Origin of the sequence: Pseudomonas sp. UBA6276 (assembly GCF_002438365.1) — a bacterium.
Classification (GTDB): domain Bacteria; phylum Pseudomonadota; class Gammaproteobacteria; order Pseudomonadales; family Pseudomonadaceae; genus Aquipseudomonas; species Aquipseudomonas coleopterorum.
On sequence record NZ_DJUS01000156.1, the window covers coordinates 1 to 15,153 of the forward strand.

The following is a 15,153-nucleotide window of genomic DNA, read 5'->3' on the forward strand; positions in this document are numbered from 1 at the left end:
AGAACCAGCGCGGCTCGCCGATGGCTCGGAACATGGGGTTGGTGTTGAACTGGATGATCTGCTTGACCGAGTGGCGCAGCGCCTTGGAAGGAATCGTACCCAAGTGGGTGCAGTTGCCGCCGACCTGGCGCCGACTGTCGACCATGGCCACCTTGCGCCCGGCTTTGGCGGCGTTCATCGCCGCCCCTTCTCCGGCGGGGCCGGAACCCAGCACCACTACGTCGTAGTTGTAGACAGCCATGCGTACTCCTTCAAATCTGGCCGGGCGCCACGGCGGCGCCTGCGGCTGGCGTGCCCTCATCAGGCATCGAAAAACATGCGGTGCATTCTATAGGAAGCGCAGGCACCGCGGATGTTCACCCTTAGTCGGCGCGTAGCCTATTTTCCGTGGCCCGCAACGTCAACGATTGCCTGCGACATTTTGCCACTCGATCCCAGTCGCAAGCCCCTTCCGGTGCATAGGATCATGCAATTGCTGCGGTGGATGCCGGGGTACCGGAGCCGGTCACGGTTGCCAGACCGCTTTCATCGAGCAGTTCGAGCATCGCTGCCAGGTTCGGCGAGCCAGCGCCGCGGCGCCAGATCAACCAGGTGTGCAGCCAGCGAAAATCCTCGGCCAAGGTCCATACGCTGACGTTGCTGCTGCCCGGCATGCTCTCCAGCATGCTGCGCGGCATCAACGCCAAGCCGGCCCCGGCGCTGACGCAGGCGAGCATGCCGTGGTAGGACTCCATCTCGAAAATCTTGCCCGGCGCGGCGCCGTCGGCGACGAACCAGTTCTCGAAATGGCGACGGTAGGAGCAGTTGGCGCGAAAGGCATAAATGGTTTCGCCATTCACGTCCTGAGGTCGTGACACCGGCGCATGGCTGCGCGCGCTGACCAGGACCATCTCTTCGTCGAACACCACCCGTCCGTCGAGCAGGGGATGACGCAGCGGTCCGTCGACGAAAGCCGCCGCCAGGCGCCCACTCAACACGCTGTCGAGCATGTCGCCCGAAGGCCCGGTGGAGAGATCCAGTTCCACCTTCGGATAGCGGTGGTGATAAGCCGCCAGCAACGGTGGAATGCGCACCGCCGCCGTACTTTCCAGCGATCCCAGCGCGAAGGAGCCCTGGGGCTCGGTACCGGACACCGCCTGGCGCGCTTCTTCGACCAGATCGAGAATGCGCCGGGTGTAATCCAGAAAGCTCCAGCCATTGGGTGACAGACGCAGACGCAGTTTCTCGCGGATGAACAGATCGACCCCCAGTTCGCTTTCCAGTTGCTTGATCCGCGTGGTCAGGTTCGACGGCACACGATGCACCCGTTGCGCCGCAGCGGCGATACTGCCCTCCTCCGCCACCGCGCGAAACAGCTCCAGCTGGGTCAAGTCCATACATTCTCCAAACGAGATGGTTTTTGTTATTATTATTCAGTTTTCATGATTTGACCATCCCCGTATCGTGGCTGACATCTTCTCGCGACAGGTGAACGCCATGACCCATGCCATCTCCATGAACCCCGCCACCGGCGCCGAGCTGCAACGCTACCCGTTCGACAGCGAGGCGCAACTCGAACAGACCCTGGCCGGCAGCTTCGCCGCCTTCGAACAGTGGCGCTACGTTGCGCTGAGTGAACGTTCCGCCGTCATCGCACGCATGGGCGACGTCCTGCGCCAGATGGGCGAACCACTGGCGCAGATGATCACCCAGGAAATGGGCAAGCCCATCACCCAGGCCCGCGCCGAGGTCGAAAAGTGCGCCGGACTGTGCCATTGGTACGCTGAGCACGGCCCGGCGATGCTTGCAGCCGAAGCCACCCAAGTGCCTGGGCAGAAGGCGCGCATCGAGTACCGCCCGCTGGGGCCGGTGCTGGCGGTGATGCCGTGGAATTTCCCGCTCTGGCAGGTGCTGCGCGGGGCGATTCCCGTGCTGCTGGCGGGCAATGGCTATCTGCTCAAGCACGCGCCGAACGTCATGGGCAGCGCCACCCTGCTGCGTGAAGCGTTCGATCGGGCGGGGCTGCCCCAAGGCCTATTCGGTGTACTCAACGTGGAGCCAGCCGGTGTGTCGCGAGCCATCGCCGACTCGCGTGTGGCAGCCGTCACGGTGACCGGCAGCGTCGGCGCCGGCTCGGCCATCGCCGCTCAAGCGGGCGCAGCACTGAAGAAATGCGTACTGGAACTGGGCGGCTGCGACCCGTTCATCGTCCTGGCCGATGCCGACCTGGACGAAGCGGTCAAGGCTGCCTTGCTCGGCCGCTTCCAGAACACCGGTCAGGTCTGCGCCGCGGCCAAGCGCCTGATCGTCGAATCCAGCATTCTGCCGGCCTTCACCGAACGCTTCCTGGCCGCCACCCGGGCGCTGAAGGTCGGCGATCCGCAGCTCGACGACACCTACATCGGCCCCATGGCGCGTTACGATCTGCGCGACGAGCTGGATGGCCAGGTCCAGGCCTCCATCGCGCAAGGTGCCGAACTGCTGCTGGGCGGGCACAAACTCGCCGGCGCTGGCAATTTCTACGCCCCGACGGTGCTTGGCAACGTGCAGCCCGGCATGACCGCCTTCGATCAGGAACTGTTCGGCCCCGTGGCGTCGATCATCGAGGCGCGCGATGCAGAGCACGCACTGGCACTGGCCAACGACAGTGAGTTCGGGCTGTCGGCGACGCTGTGGACGGCCGATGCCGAACTGATCGAATACTTCACCGAGCGCCTGGAAACCGGTGCCATCTTCATCAACGGCTACGGTGCGTCGGATGCCCGCGTGGGCTTCGGTGGCATCAAGAAAAGCGGCTTCGGACGCGAACTGTCACACTTCGGTGTGCGCGAGTTCTGCAACGCCCAGACGGTGTGGCTCGATCGCCGCTGAGCTGTTCAGGCAGCGGGCTTGTGCGGCATAGTCATGCATTGCATCGTCTACCCACGCGCCGAGGCCCCATGACCCGCACCGTTCTCCAGCAGTTTCCCGCGCAGCGCGACGACATCGGTGACCTGATCACCCGTCGCCCGCTGCCGGGCCCTGGCATCGAGCACCTCGATCCCTTTCTTTTCCTCAACCATCACGGCCCGCAGACCTACCCACGCAACAATCAAGGGCTGCCGTTCGGCCCCCATCCCCATCGCGGCTTCGAAACCGTCACGTTTATCCTGCAAGGCGAGCTGTCGCATCTGGACAGCGGTGGCTACGAGAGCATCATCGGGGCCGGTGGCGTGCAATGGATGACCGCAGGTTCCGGACTGGTCCATGCCGAGCTCTCGCCGCAGTCGTTCAAGCGCGAGGGCGGCCCGCTGGAGATTCTCCAGTTGTGGGTAAACCTCCCCGCACGCCTGAAGATGACTGCCCCGGCCTATGTCGGCCTGCAAGGCGCGGACATCCCCACGATCACTGAACCTCTGGCCGAAGTCCGCCTGATTTCCGGTGACTATGTTTCCAGTGCACAGCGTTCTGAGCGCGGGCCGATCGACTCGTTGACGGGTTTGTGTTTGATGACCGTGCACCTGCAACCCGGCGTCCGACTTTCGCTGCCAGCGCCGGTGGGCCATAACGTCTTTCTGTATGTGGTTGACGGCCAAGCCAGCGTCGCAGGCACCGCGCTGCAGTGCCATCACTTGGTCAAACTCAGCGAGACGCACGACAACGTAACCGTCGAGGCCACTGGCTCCGCCACTCTGCTGTACGGCCATGGCGAACCGTTGGGCGAGCCAGTGGCCAGTTATGGACCCTTCGTGATGAACACCCGCGAAGAGATCCAGCAGGCGTTCGCCGATTATCAGGCTGGCAAGTTCGGTCACATCCAGGGCTGAGCTCGTAGCGGTTCACTGGAGCAAAACCCTAGGAACGCGCCATACTCTGCATGAAGTCGACCCGATAATCACAAGAACCGGACTCATTCATGCAGAACAGCCTCAGCCCGATCGATCGGCGCATCCTGCGCCTGCTCCAACACGACGCCGACCTCTCGGCGGCGCAGGTCGCCGAACGCGTGGAGTTGTCCCAATCGCCGTGCTGGCGACGCATCCACCGCATGCAGGAGGAAGGGCTGATCGAGCGCAAGGTCGCCCTGCTCAACCCGAAAAAGCTCGGCCTGAGCATGACCATCTTCGTCAGCGTCAAGCTGTCGGGCCATGGCCGACGGCACCTGACCGAATTCGAGGAGGCCATCATCGGCTATCCGCAGGTGCTGGAGTGCTACACCATGGCCGGAGGCATGGATTTCATGCTCAAGGTGGTAGCCAAGGACATCGCCAGCTACGAGCGATTCCTGCGTGACCACCTGCTGCAGAAGCCCCACGTGCAGGAAGCCTACTCCAACATCGCCATGAGCGAAGTCAAACGCACGACCGAACTGCCGCTGGAATGAAGGCTGGAAGGAGAAAAGAAAGAAAACGCAGACAAATCATTTGACATGCAAATGATAACGATTATTATTGAGCTCAACCGGTCGAGAGATCGGTTGGATAATCCGAAGGGCCTTAGGTCGGACCTTCAGATTATCTCCTCATCAGGCTAATCACGGTTTTTGACCCGGCTTTTTGCCGGGTCTTTTTTTTGGCTCTTCAGGCTAATGAAGAGTGTTGCACGCCGTCGGTTTCGAACATCACCGACTTGGTGGCGCCACTGCAAAGATGGCGCGAATGATATCAAAAGAACATCGGAAAACGGAAGTCCGAACTCGCCTTCTCTCTACAGATGACCAGGATTCGCGCAAAAGGAGGTGTCCCCATGACCCCACTGCTCACGCCCTCTCATGATCTGTTGGACCTCATTCACGGCCAGCCGCACCGTCAACGCCTCTATCGGCAGTTGCGTGGCCTGCCGCGTCGAACGCAACAGGTGCTGCTCTACAGCCGTCTCGACGAACTGGACTACCCGGCCATCGCCCAGCGACTGCACCTGACCCTGGGCGACGTCGAACAGCGGATGCAGAGCGCGATGCGCGCCTGCTGCAAACCGCTGCTGCCAGGCCAGAGCCTGGCCATTCACTGGTACGTCAAACTGCAAAATCCGCTCACCACGGCCAGCGAGCGCATCGACTTCCGTCGCTGGCTCGACAGCGATGCCGCGCACCTGGCTGCCTTTCACGCCACCGAGCTGCAATGGCGCCAGTTGCTCGCGCCCGCCACGCTGCTGGGGCATGACCGCTGGCACCACAAGGCTCGGCAAGGGCTGGGGCTACGGGGGTGGGCGACGGCAGGCCTGGCCATGGCACTGGCCCTGGAGCTCATCAGCCAGAGTCTTTGAGCTTACTGAAACAGACCGAGCTGGCCGCCGATCAGCGTGTTGAAGTCGTCGTTGACGAACGGCAGGATCGCATCGGCAATGGGCTGCAGTTGTCGAGTCAGGTAATGGTCGTAGTCGATGGGTGACTGACGCGCTTCCAGAGGTTCGGGCCCCGCTACCGTCATGACATAGCTGATCCAGCCCCCACGTTGATACTGCAGCGGGCGCCCTGTCGATCGGTTGTGTTCATCGGCGATACGCGCCGCTCGGACGTGAGGAGGAACATTGCGCTCATAGTCGTGCAACGGCCTGCGCAGCCGCTTGCGGTAGACCAACAGGCCGTCCAATTCACCTTCCAGGGTCCGTTTGACGTAATCACGCACATACGCCTGGTAGCCCTGGTGCCTGAAGATTTTCGAGTAGAGCGCTTGCTGGAACTCGCGAGCCAGCGGCGACCAATCGGTGCGCACGCTCTCCAGGCCCTTGAAGACCATTTCGTCCTGGCCGTCGGCGCGCCTGACCAAGCCTGCGTAGCGCTTCTTGCTGCCCTCCTCCGCGCCACGAATGGTCGGCATCAGAAAGCGCCGGAAGTGGCTCTCGAACTGCAATTCCAAGGCGCTGTCGAGCCCATGTTCGCGCCGCAGATGATCACGCCACCACTGATTGACCTCGACCACCAGTTCCTTGCCGATACGAGCGGCATCAGCCTCGTCGTGAGCGCCGTTGAGCCAGACGAACGTCGAGTCGGTATCGCCATAAATCACCGGGTACCCGCGCGCCTCGATCAGCTCGCGCGTACGGCGCATGATCTCGTGGCCACGCAGGGTGATCGACGATGCCAGTCGCGTATCGAAAAAGCGGCAGCCACTGGAACCCAGTACGCCGTAGAACGCATTCATGATGATCTTCAACGCCTGCGACAGCGGCGCGTTGCCCTGCGCCTTGGCCGCTTCGCGCCCTTCCCAGACACTTGCGACGATGGCGGGCAGGCAATGAACGGTGCGTGAGAATCGCGCGCCGCGAAAGCCGGGCACCGAGTGCTCGTCGTCGGGATTGGCCAGGCCTTCGGCCAGACCCACCGGGTCGATCAGGAAGGTGCGGATGATCGACGGGTACAGGCTCTTGTAGTCCAGCACCAGCACCGACTCGTACAGACCCGGCCGCGACTCCATGACGAAGCCGCCGGGACTGGCCTCGGGCGGACGTCGGCCGAGGCTGGGCGCGACGAACCCTTGGCGGTGCATCGCCGGCAGATACAGATGGGTGAAAGCCGCGATCGAACCGCCGCTGCGGTCTGCCGGCAGGCCGGTGACGCTAGCGCGCTCGAGCAGAAACGTGAGCAGCTCGGTCTTGGCGAAAATCCGTGTGACCAGTGCGCAGTCCTTGATGTTGTAACGTGCAAGGGCCGGCTTGTCCTCGGCGAACATGCGGTTGATCTCGTCCATGCGCTGGTAAGGCGTGGAAATGTCCTTGCCCTCGCCCAGCAAGGTCTGAGAAACGTTTTCCAGACTGAACGAGGGAAAATTCCAGGTCGCCGAGCGCAAGGCCTCGACGCCGTCGATGATCAACCGCCCAGGCGCTCCGGCGAAATAGTGATCGTTGCCGCTGCCGTGCTCGCGCCAGGTCATTTCGGCGCCCCCGCGGCCCAACAGCAACGGGACGTTGAGGCGCCTGGCGTGTTCGTGCAGGACCCGCAGGTCGAACTGCACGACATTCCAGCCAATGATTGCGTCTGGGTCGTGCTCGGCGAACCAAGCGTTGAGGCTCTGCAGCAGTTCCACCCGGCTGTCCCGGTAGTGCAGAGCGAAATCCGTCTGACGGGTATCGCCATTGGGCGGACCCAGCATGAACACGTCGCGCTGCCCGCAGCCCTCGATGCCGATACAGTACAGCTCACCCTGGGCCGTGGTCTCGATATCCAGGGATGCCAGGCGCAGTTGTGGACGGTAGCCCGACGCCGGTTTGAGCTTGGCCTCATGGTATTGGCCATCGGCCTGCATTTGACCGTCGAAGGCCACACCGGCGGTGATGAAGCGCTCCATCAGGTAGCGCTCATGGGGGCGAATGTCGGCCTCCAAGAGCTCTATCCCGGCTTGCCTGAGCACCGTTTCCACACGCTGCAACTGGCCGTACTGCCGACAGTACAGCCCGGCCACCGGACGCTGGTCGAAATCACGCAGGGCCAACGGTTTGATCTCGACGCCGGCTTCGTCCTCGAGCAAGCGCCGCGCCTGCTCCTGGTGCTGCACGGGCAGAAACGCGACCGAGGGCTGCGCGGGCAGGCGCACGAGACGTGGGCCGGCGTCGGTCGCCAGCCACAGCTCGATCTGCGTACCTTCGGCGGTATCGCGCCAATGTCGCGTCAGGATGAAGCCCTGTTGTGGGGTCACGGCAGCAGGCCTTTAACGGAAAATGTGGGCGCGGCAACGGCACGTCCGGCTCATATGAAGCAACATCATAAACTGTACATCCATACACATAAAGCTTGCCTGTGTCGGCACGTCTGGCATGCTAGACCTCTGTACAGCTTTTCGATCAGGTTCTCATGCGGCTGTTTCTCTGCGAAAAACCGTCCCAGGCAAAGGACATCGCCAAGGTCCTCGGCGCCACGCGTCGTGGCGACGGCTGCTGGCTGGGCAACGCCGTCACGGTCACCTGGTGCATCGGCCACCTGCTGGAGACCGCACCGCCGGACGCCTACGACGCCCGCTACAAGCGTTGGGTGCTGGCAGACCTGCCGATCATCCCGCAGCAATGGAAGATGCAGGTCAAGCGCAAGACCGCCAGCCAGTTCAAGGCGGTCAAGCGCCTGCTGGGTGAAGCTGGGGAACTGGTCATCGCGACGGACGCCGACCGCGAAGGTGAAATGATCGCCCGCGAGCTGGTCGAGCATTGTCGCTACCGGGGTCCGGTGCAGCGCCTGTGGCTCTCGGCCCTGGACGACGCCTCGATCCGCAAGGCGCTGGCNNGCCGACTGGCTGATCGGCATGAACATGAGCCGGCTGTTCACCCTGCTCGGGCGTCAGGCCGGCTACCAGGGTGTGTTGCCCGTGGGGCGCGTCCAGACGCCGACCCTGCGGCTGGTGGTGGACCGCGACCGCAGCATCGCCGATTTCGTCCCCGCCGCCTATTGGGCCATCGATGTGCAACTGCTCGGCGAGCAGACCGAATTCACGGCGCAATGGATACCACCGACGGACAGCTGCGACGACCAGGGACGCTGCCTGAACCAGCCGTTGGCGCAACAGGCCGCTGCAGCGATGATGCAGGCGAACCAGGCAACGCTGACCAAGCTGCGCACCGAGCGCATGAAAGAGGCCGCCCCCCTGCCCTTCGACCTGGGCACACTGCAGGAAGTCTGCTCGAAGAAGCTTGGCCTGGGCGCTCAGGAAACGCTGGATGTGGCTCAGGCACTGTACGAAACCCACAAGGTCATCACCTACCCTCGCAGCGATTGCGGCTACCTGCCACTCAGCCAGCATGGGGATGCAGGCGCGATCATCGCCGCGCTGGGCCGCGCCGATCCCGGACTGACGCCCTTGCTGCCCTACCTGGATGCCCAGCGCCGCTCACGCGCCTGGAACGACGCCAAGGTCGGTGCCCACCACGGCATCATTCCGACCGCAGTCGCTGCCACGGCGGACAAGCTGCAGGGCAAATACCGCGCGGTCTACAGCCTGATTCGCGCCCGCTACCTGGCGCAGTTCCTGCCCAATCACGAATACGACCGTACCCAGGCCGACTTCGACTGCGCGAGCCACGCGCTGCGTGCGGTAGGCAAACAGGTGGTCGAGCCCGGCTGGAAGCGCGCCATCCCACAAGCGCTTGGCGCAGCCAAGGGCCGCGAAGCACCGGCACCACAGCCCCTGCCACGGCTGATCCAGGGCCAGACTTGCGCGGTGCGCGAAGTGAAACTCAAGGATCTGTGGACTCAACCGCCCAAGCCCTTCACCGAAGGCGATCTGATCAAGGCGATGAAGAACGTGGCCAAGCTGGTCGAAGACCCGCGCCTGAAGCAGAAACTCAAGGACACCACCGGGATCGGCACCGAGGCCACTCGTGCCGGCATCATCCAGGGCCTGATCGACCGAGGTTATCTGACCAAACAGGGCAAGGCCCTGGCCGCCGCACCTGCCGCCTTCAGCTTGATCGACGCGGTGCCGCGGGCCATCGCCGACCCGGGCACCACCGCCATCTGGGAACAGGCACTGGACATGGTGCAGAGCGGCGAGATGTCGCTGGAGACGTTCGTGGCCAAGCAATCGGCCTGGATGAGCAAGCTGGTGGAACGTTGTGCCGGGTTGCGCATGGTCATCAGCGGCCCGGCGCCGAAGGGTGCCACACCGTGGAAAAACAAACGCAAACGCAAACCCTCCAAGGCGGCCTGAGCTGCAACCCGTCGCTTGAAGCGCCGATACGGTCGGCTTGCTTTGTGAAATGGCGCAACACCCGGTAGGCTGCGCCGATCATTTTCCGCCAGGCCTTGCCCTTGATCGTGCTGCATGACATCGCTGTAGCCAGCGACTTCGACCCTACCATCAGCTGTGACCGCTGCGCGGCCAAATGCTGCCGGCTGGAAGTCATGCTGATCACCGACACCGGCGTGCCGGAACGCTTCATCGAAGTGGATGAATGGGGATCGGAAACCATGTCGCGTCTCGACGATGGCTGGTGCGCGGCACTGGACCGACGCACCATGAGTTGCAGTATCTACCTGAATCGCCCGTTGATCTGTCGCGAGTTCGACATGGGCGGCCCGGACTGCCAGGAAGAACGGCTGCGGCCGTAGGCGTCCGCGCTACGGCTCAGATCACCTTGACCGCACGACCAATGAACTGGATGGGGCCGGTCGGTCGGCCTGTCGTCGAACCCGACTTGGGCTCCAGGGTCAGCTCGAACAGCTGGTTGTTTTCCAGCGGTGGCAGCTTGTCCAGGGGGACATGCACGCTTTGTCCAGGCTCCACCAGCCCCAGGGAGACAGGGCCTTGCCAGCTGTCGGCCTTGGTCCAGAACTGCAAGGCTCGATCCGGCGGTACCGCCGTCTCGCTGAGGGGGATCAGTTGCACTTCCCTCGAATCGCTGGCCTGCACGACCCAGCCCGGTGCCTTGTCCTGGGGCGCGATGAGCACGACCACATAGGCCGGTCCCGGCACCGGCGCGCGGACGTTGAACAACAGGGCGCCGAGCACCAGGGTTGCCGCCAGCCCGGCGCCCGCCAGGCCCCGCCATACACCCAGGCGATTCCACCAGATGGGTACCGGCTGCGCCCCTGCGCTGTCCAGGCTGCGCTGGATGCGAGACCACAAGGTCGCAGGCGTGGGTACGGGGGTAACGCGTTCAGCTAGCGGCAGCAACCGCGCTTCCCAGGCATCGACCGCGGCGCGCAGTTCACGATCCGTGGCCAATCGCCGTTCGACCTCTGCGCGCTGCGCGGCGTCGAGCGTTCCGAGTACGTATTCGCTGGCCAGTTCTTCAGTATTCATGGGTTCTACCTGCTCGCTTGGTTCGCTCATCCCATGCACTCACGCAGCGCCGCCAGACTGCGTTTGATCCAGGCCTTGACCGTACCCAGCGGCGTTTGCAGCCGCTGAGCGATTTCAGCATGTGAATAGCCATCCAGGTAGGCGTGGTAAAGGCATTGGCGGCGCTGCGGATCGAGTTGTTCCAGGCATCCGTCGATTCGTGCGCTGCCCAGCACAGCCTCCGCTGGCTCCTCGGTCGCCAACCCGTCCAGATCTTCATCGTTGAGAGCTCGCACCCTGGCGTGGCGCCGAATATGGTTGAGCGCAAGGTGCCGGGTGATGGTGAACATCCACCCCCGCGCCGAGCCTCGTTGGGCATCGAAACTGGCCGCCTGGGTCCAGATCCGCACGAACGCGTCGTGCACGATGTCCTCGGCCAATGCCCGGTCGCCCACCAGGCGCAGGGCCACAGCCAGCAGGCGCCCGCCCTCGCGCTGATACAAACCCTGCAGTGCCTGGCGATCGCCACGAGCACACTTCTGCAAGGCGACTTCGTAATCGAATGGATTTTCCGGCAAGGACACGAAAGACCGCCATGGCAAGTGGAAGAATGAAGTTCGCTGGGCAGTGTAGCCCAGACGCGCGGATTTGCCGTTCCGCGCGCCACTGCTACGACTTCGTTACTTGGCGGACCAGAAAATGTAGTCGGCTTGGTATTTCACGGTTTCTTTCTGGCCCTTCTGCGCGGTGGTGCAGGCACTGGTGGGAGCCACGCCACCTTTGAGCGCGGTGCGCTGGATGTAGGTCACACCCTGCATGGCGCCCTTGCCTTCGGCGGGGTTGGCCTTTACCAATTGGTACGGCAGATTGCCGTCACCGGCTGGAGCCACGGCGACCTGAGTGCCGGTCACCTTGGAGCCGTCTGCCGACTGCCAGGTGGCGGGAGGGCCATAATAGGTGCCCACCTGCTTGCCGGCACGATCATCGAGGACCGCCTTGGGTCCGACGAACGTCCATTCGGTCTGGCCGGCGGCATTGGCCTTGTCACGGCATTCATAGGTGATTTCACCCTTGCCGACGGTTTCCATGGCGACCTTGTTACCAGCCGGAACCTGGACCGGGGCAGGCAGATCCATTTGCGCCTGGGCAGTGGTTGCCAAAGCGAAAGTAGCGGCGAAGAGGGCGTTGGCCAGGCAGAAACGGTGTGTGCTGTTCATCGCGTAAGCTCCAGAAGAGTGATCGAGGCGGCAGCGCCTTGTGTGGCTGCTGTAGGTACTACTCGCGAGCCGAAGCTTTGGATGCACGAAAAAAAAAGATTTTCCTATCGCGTCCATTTACATGCGGCGCAACCCCTGCCGCTTATTTGGGTCCATGCTTATGCCTGCCGCAAATTCCCGAGAGCCCTATGCCTTCCAACACCGCCGCCAGCGACAGCTGGCCACAGCGATTTCGCGACAAACCCTGGTTATGGACACTCACCGGCGTGCTATTGGCCGTCAGCGCCGTGGTCCTGGTGTGGAGCATCGTCAATGCCTTGCTGCATGCGGACCGTCAACACGCCTGGTACGCCCTGCTCGGTGGTACCGGTGGCTTCGCGGCGACGGCACTAGGTGCGTTGATTGCCCTGGCGCTGCGGGAAATTTCCTCGAAGGTGCAAGACGTCATGCTTGGCTTCGCCGGTGGCATGATGCTGGCGGCCAGTACGTTCTCCTTGTTGCTGCCAGGTCTGGAAGCCGCCAATACCCACACCGACAGCCCTGCGCTGGCAGCGCTGGTGGTGATCCTGGGCCTGGGCCTTGGCGTCGGTCTGATGCTGGCGCTGGACAAGGTGATTCCCCACGAGCATGAGAACGCCGGCAGACACGGTCCCAACGCCGAGCGGATTCACCGGGTATGGCTCTTCGTGTTGGCCATCACGCTGCACAACCTCCCCGAAGGCATGGCCATTGGCGTCAGCCTGTCCGATGGCAACCTGGCGGTCGGGATTCCGCTGACCAGCGCGATCCTGCTGCAGGATATTCCCGAGGGGCTGGCGGTGGCCATGTCGCTGCGGGCAACGGGCTTGAGTTCCGGCAAAGCCGCATTGGTGGCCATGGGCTCGGGCCTGATGGAGCCACTGGGGGCGATGGTCGGCCTGGGATTGTCGAGCGGCTTTGCACTGTCCTACCCGATCAGCATGGGCCTGGCGGCTGGTGCCATGATCTTCGTGGTGTCCCATGAAGTCATTCCGGAAACTCACCGCAATGGTCACCAGACCCCAGCAACGCTGGGCCTGATGCTGGGCTTCGCCGTCATGATGTTCATGGACACCGCGTTAGGCTGATGGTGGAGCGCCCTGGACGAGCCTGTGCGCGATCTGGGGCAGCACCTGCTCGCAGGGCTGTACGACCTTGACGCTGAGCAACCCATCGGCGCGGGTGCGTCCCAGGTTGATCGCGAGCAGCCGCTTGCCCTGACGCGACATTTCCTGACACAGGCGAAAGCTTGAGTAGGCCATCAGCGAGGAGCCGACGATCAGCATGCCCGGTGCCGACGCCACGGCTTTCCAGGCCGCCTGAGCATGCGCAGGCTCCACGCCGCCACCGAAGAAGACCACGTCTGGTTTGAGCATGTCGCTTCCGCAGCACGGACAGTGGGGCGTTCGGAAGGCCTCCAGAAAGCGCGCCGCCAGTTGCGCATCACCGTCGGGCGCAAGTACCGCGTGCACATCCTGCAAGTAGGGGTTTTGTTCTTCCAGCAACAACTGGACATCGTCGCGTTGCAGGCGCATTCCACAGTCCAGACAGACCACCCGATGCAGGTTGCCGTGCAGTTCGACGACATTGCGGCTACCGGCAGCATCATGCAGTCCATCGACATTCTGGGTGATCACGCCGCTGATCAGGCCTTGCGACTGCAACACTGCCAGCGCCTGGTGGGCGGCATTCGGCGCAGCCTGGTGCACGCCGCGCCAGCCCACCATGGCCCGCGCCCAATAGCGCTTGCGCGTGGCGGCACTGGCGATGAAATCCTGATGCATGATGGGCGCATTGCCGCGCCTGACGCCTTCGGTATCGCGATAATCGGGAATGCCCGAAGCGGTACTGATACCGGCCCCGGTCAAGACCAGATAGGGCCCCTGCGCCATATGCTGGTACAGCGTATCGAGTTCGACCATGGCTGCATGCACCTCTGGTTGAGAGCTGTCGCCCGCGCGGGCGCCACCGTTCAAGTTTGCGACAGCGTGACCTGACTGAGCAATTCATCTACCGCCCTGGCGCATTGAACGCGGTAGTCGGCGTGCAGCAGGCACAGCTCGGAGCTGCCCAGCAGCCGCAGCTTGGCAGCTTCGGCGACCGCATGCATGTCGACGCCGCGCAACGCGAACTCTTCGAGCAGTGCCTGCATTGCATGGTGACGCTGGTCTGGACTGGACGTTGAAATCGACACGGTGGCTCCTCAATGAAATCCTTGTTCGGGCTCATCCCATGACAATGACTGCCGGCGTCGAACTAATGCTTCGCCGCCGCGATGGACGGTCGTAGGCCAAAGGCCAGTTCTGCCATCGGGTTCACGCGCACGTCCCTGCAATCGCTTAGAATGACCGATGCGCATTGATCATCTATTCCGGAGCCCTACATGACCGCAGTCCCTACGAACACGCTTTGCATCTACCATGGAAACTGCGCCGACGGGTTCGGCGCAGCCTGGGTAGTGCGCAAGGCACTTGGGCCTGAGGTCGAGTTCCACGCCGCCGGCCACGGCCAGCTGCCTCCTGATGTCAGTGGTCGGCACGTGCTGATTGTGGATTTCGCCTACGATTACGAAACGCTCATGGCTATGGCCGCGCAGGCCTTGTCGATTCTGGTGCTCGATCACCACAAGACTGCCCAGGCAGACCTGCTCAAGGTGCCGGTGGCCGGGGCCTTCGGCGAACCGGTCGAGGGCGGCAACGTGCACGCCCTGTTCGATATGAACCGTTCGGGTGCGGGCTTGGCCTGGGACTACTTCTTCGCCGGCCAGCCGCGCCCTGCCCTGATCGACCATATCGAAGATCGTGACCTGTGGCGCTTCAAGCTGCCGGGTACCCGTGAAGTGCTGTCCAATCTGTTCAGCTATCCGCAGGACTTCACTGTCTGGGACAGGCTGCTGGCAGCGCCGGTGGAGGATCTGCTGGCCGATGGCATCGCGATCGAAAGGCAGCGGCAAAAAACCGTGGCCGATCTGCTGCGGTCCACTGCGCGTCGCATGTCGATTGGCGGTCATGACGTTCCGGTGGCCAACATACCCTCGCTGTTCGCCAGCGATGCGGGCAATATCATGACCCAGGGCGAGCCATTTGCCGCGTGTTACTCGGACGGTCCCAAAGGCCGCTCGTTTTCATTGCGCAGCACGGATGAAGGCATGGACGTGTCCGAAATCGCCAAACAGTTCGGCGGTGGCGGTCATCGCAATGCGTCGGGCTTCCGCGTACCCTACGGCCATGAATTGACGCGTTGAGGCCAGGTGG

General features: G+C 63.1%; 15 protein-coding genes and 1 pseudogene. 8 read left to right on the forward strand and 8 right to left on the reverse strand.

Annotation, left to right across the window (positions count from 1 at the left end):
• Positions 1-241: FAD-dependent oxidoreductase (locus tag B2V21_RS17870; protein ID WP_286917571.1), on the reverse strand; the 241-nt coding region annotated here is incomplete at its 3' end.
• Positions 242-464: 223 nt separating this feature from the next.
• Positions 465-1,376 carry a putrescine utilization regulator PtrR gene (gene ptrR / locus B2V21_RS17875; RefSeq protein ID WP_192000502.1) on the reverse strand — a complete coding sequence of 304 codons (912 nt, stop codon included), beginning with the start codon at positions 1,374-1,376 and terminating at the stop codon, positions 465-467.
• A gap of 100 nt (positions 1,377-1,476) precedes the next feature.
• Between ptrR and B2V21_RS17880 the strand changes: the two genes are divergently transcribed.
• The 4 genes from B2V21_RS17880 to B2V21_RS17895 all read left to right on the forward strand — a co-directional run bounded on the left by B2V21_RS17880 (position 1,477) and on the right by B2V21_RS17895 (position 5,223).
• Positions 1,477-2,850 (forward strand): aldehyde dehydrogenase family protein, encoded by a 1,374-nt coding sequence (locus B2V21_RS17880; RefSeq protein ID WP_286917572.1) that lies wholly within the window; start codon positions 1,477-1,479, stop codon positions 2,848-2,850.
• Between the two features lie 68 nt (positions 2,851-2,918).
• Complete coding sequence (locus B2V21_RS17885; RefSeq protein ID WP_286917573.1) at positions 2,919-3,785, forward strand: pirin family protein; 867 nt, start codon at positions 2,919-2,921, stop codon at positions 3,783-3,785.
• Between the two features lie 89 nt (positions 3,786-3,874).
• On the forward strand, positions 3,875-4,342 hold the full coding sequence (locus tag B2V21_RS17890) for an Lrp/AsnC family transcriptional regulator (RefSeq protein WP_049859960.1): 468 nt from the start codon (positions 3,875-3,877) through the stop codon (positions 4,340-4,342).
• A gap of 362 nt (positions 4,343-4,704) precedes the next feature.
• Positions 4,705-5,223, forward strand: coding sequence for a sigma factor-like helix-turn-helix DNA-binding protein (locus B2V21_RS17895; RefSeq protein ID WP_282346523.1), 519 nt, complete (start codon positions 4,705-4,707; stop codon positions 5,221-5,223).
• 2 nt (positions 5,224-5,225) lie between these two features.
• Here the strand turns inward: B2V21_RS17895 and B2V21_RS17900 are convergent, their stop codons facing one another.
• Positions 5,226-7,592 carry a DNA polymerase II gene (locus tag B2V21_RS17900; protein ID WP_286917574.1) on the reverse strand — a complete coding sequence of 789 codons (2,367 nt, stop codon included), beginning with the start codon at positions 7,590-7,592 and terminating at the stop codon, positions 5,226-5,228.
• A 155-nt stretch (positions 7,593-7,747) separates the two neighbouring features.
• On the opposite strand from B2V21_RS17900, the pseudogene B2V21_RS17905 reads away from it, so the two are divergent.
• Together B2V21_RS17905 and B2V21_RS17910 are read left to right on the forward strand one after the other, a co-directional pair.
• Positions 7,748-9,590 (forward strand): annotated as a pseudogene (locus B2V21_RS17905) (DNA topoisomerase III).
• 101 nt (positions 9,591-9,691) lie between these two features.
• Positions 9,692-9,991, forward strand: a complete 300-nt coding sequence (locus tag B2V21_RS17910) for a YkgJ family cysteine cluster protein (protein ID WP_082223603.1) — start codon at positions 9,692-9,694, stop codon at positions 9,989-9,991.
• A gap of 16 nt (positions 9,992-10,007) precedes the next feature.
• On the opposite strand, the gene B2V21_RS17915 is transcribed toward B2V21_RS17910, so the two are convergent.
• From B2V21_RS17915 to B2V21_RS17925, 3 genes are all read right to left on the reverse strand, one after another.
• Complete coding sequence (locus B2V21_RS17915) at positions 10,008-10,715, reverse strand: anti-sigma factor (protein WP_376787106.1); 708 nt, start codon at positions 10,713-10,715, stop codon at positions 10,008-10,010.
• Positions 10,712-11,248: a sigma-70 family RNA polymerase sigma factor gene (locus B2V21_RS17920; RefSeq protein WP_049859955.1), complete on the reverse strand. Its 537-nt coding sequence runs from the start codon at positions 11,246-11,248 to the stop codon at positions 10,712-10,714. Before B2V21_RS17920 ends, B2V21_RS17915 begins: the two co-directional genes overlap by 4 nt.
• A gap of 96 nt (positions 11,249-11,344) precedes the next feature.
• On the reverse strand, positions 11,345-11,881 hold the full coding sequence (locus B2V21_RS17925; protein WP_049859954.1) for a DUF3455 domain-containing protein: 537 nt from the start codon (positions 11,879-11,881) through the stop codon (positions 11,345-11,347).
• Between the two features lie 188 nt (positions 11,882-12,069).
• On the opposite strand from B2V21_RS17925, the gene B2V21_RS17930 reads away from it, so the two are divergent.
• Positions 12,070-12,987, forward strand: coding sequence for a ZIP family metal transporter (locus B2V21_RS17930; RefSeq protein WP_049859953.1), 918 nt, complete (start codon positions 12,070-12,072; stop codon positions 12,985-12,987).
• On the opposite strand, the gene B2V21_RS17935 is transcribed toward B2V21_RS17930, so the two are convergent.
• Complete coding sequence (locus B2V21_RS17935; RefSeq protein ID WP_286917619.1) at positions 12,979-13,833, reverse strand: NAD-dependent protein deacetylase; 855 nt, start codon at positions 13,831-13,833, stop codon at positions 12,979-12,981. The genes B2V21_RS17930 and B2V21_RS17935 overlap by 9 nt on opposite strands.
• A 38-nt stretch (positions 13,834-13,871) precedes the next feature.
• Entirely contained in the window at positions 13,872-14,093 is a 222-nt protein-coding gene (locus B2V21_RS17940; RefSeq protein WP_286917576.1) for a hypothetical protein, read from the reverse strand.
• A gap of 189 nt (positions 14,094-14,282) precedes the next feature.
• On the opposite strand from B2V21_RS17940, the gene B2V21_RS17945 reads away from it, so the two are divergent.
• Positions 14,283-15,143, forward strand: a complete 861-nt coding sequence (locus B2V21_RS17945; protein ID WP_286917577.1) for a DHH family phosphoesterase — start codon at positions 14,283-14,285, stop codon at positions 15,141-15,143.
• Positions 15,144-15,153 lie beyond the last annotated feature (10 nt).

Bases quoted from the DNA above. Each gene is read 5' to 3' on its own strand.
- ptrR (WP_192000502.1), bottom strand. From the start codon at position 1,376: ATGGACTTGACCCAGCTGGAGCTGTTTCGCGCGGTGGCGGAGGAGGGC.
- B2V21_RS17880 (WP_286917572.1), top strand. From the start codon at position 1,477: ATGACCCATGCCATCTCCATGAACCCCGCCACCGGCGCCGAGCTGCAA.
- B2V21_RS17885 (WP_286917573.1), top strand. From the start codon at position 2,919: ATGACCCGCACCGTTCTCCAGCAGTTTCCCGCGCAGCGCGACGACATC.
- B2V21_RS17890 (WP_049859960.1), top strand. From the start codon at position 3,875: ATGCAGAACAGCCTCAGCCCGATCGATCGGCGCATCCTGCGCCTGCTC.
- B2V21_RS17895 (WP_282346523.1), top strand. From the start codon at position 4,705: ATGACCCCACTGCTCACGCCCTCTCATGATCTGTTGGACCTCATTCAC.
- B2V21_RS17915 (WP_376787106.1), bottom strand. From the start codon at position 10,715: ATGAGCGAACCAAGCGAGCAGGTAGAACCCATGAATACTGAAGAACTG.
- B2V21_RS17925 (WP_049859954.1), bottom strand. From the start codon at position 11,881: ATGAACAGCACACACCGTTTCTGCCTGGCCAACGCCCTCTTCGCCGCT.
- B2V21_RS17930 (WP_049859953.1), top strand. From the start codon at position 12,070: ATGCCTTCCAACACCGCCGCCAGCGACAGCTGGCCACAGCGATTTCGC.
- B2V21_RS17945 (WP_286917577.1), top strand. From the start codon at position 14,283: ATGACCGCAGTCCCTACGAACACGCTTTGCATCTACCATGGAAACTGC.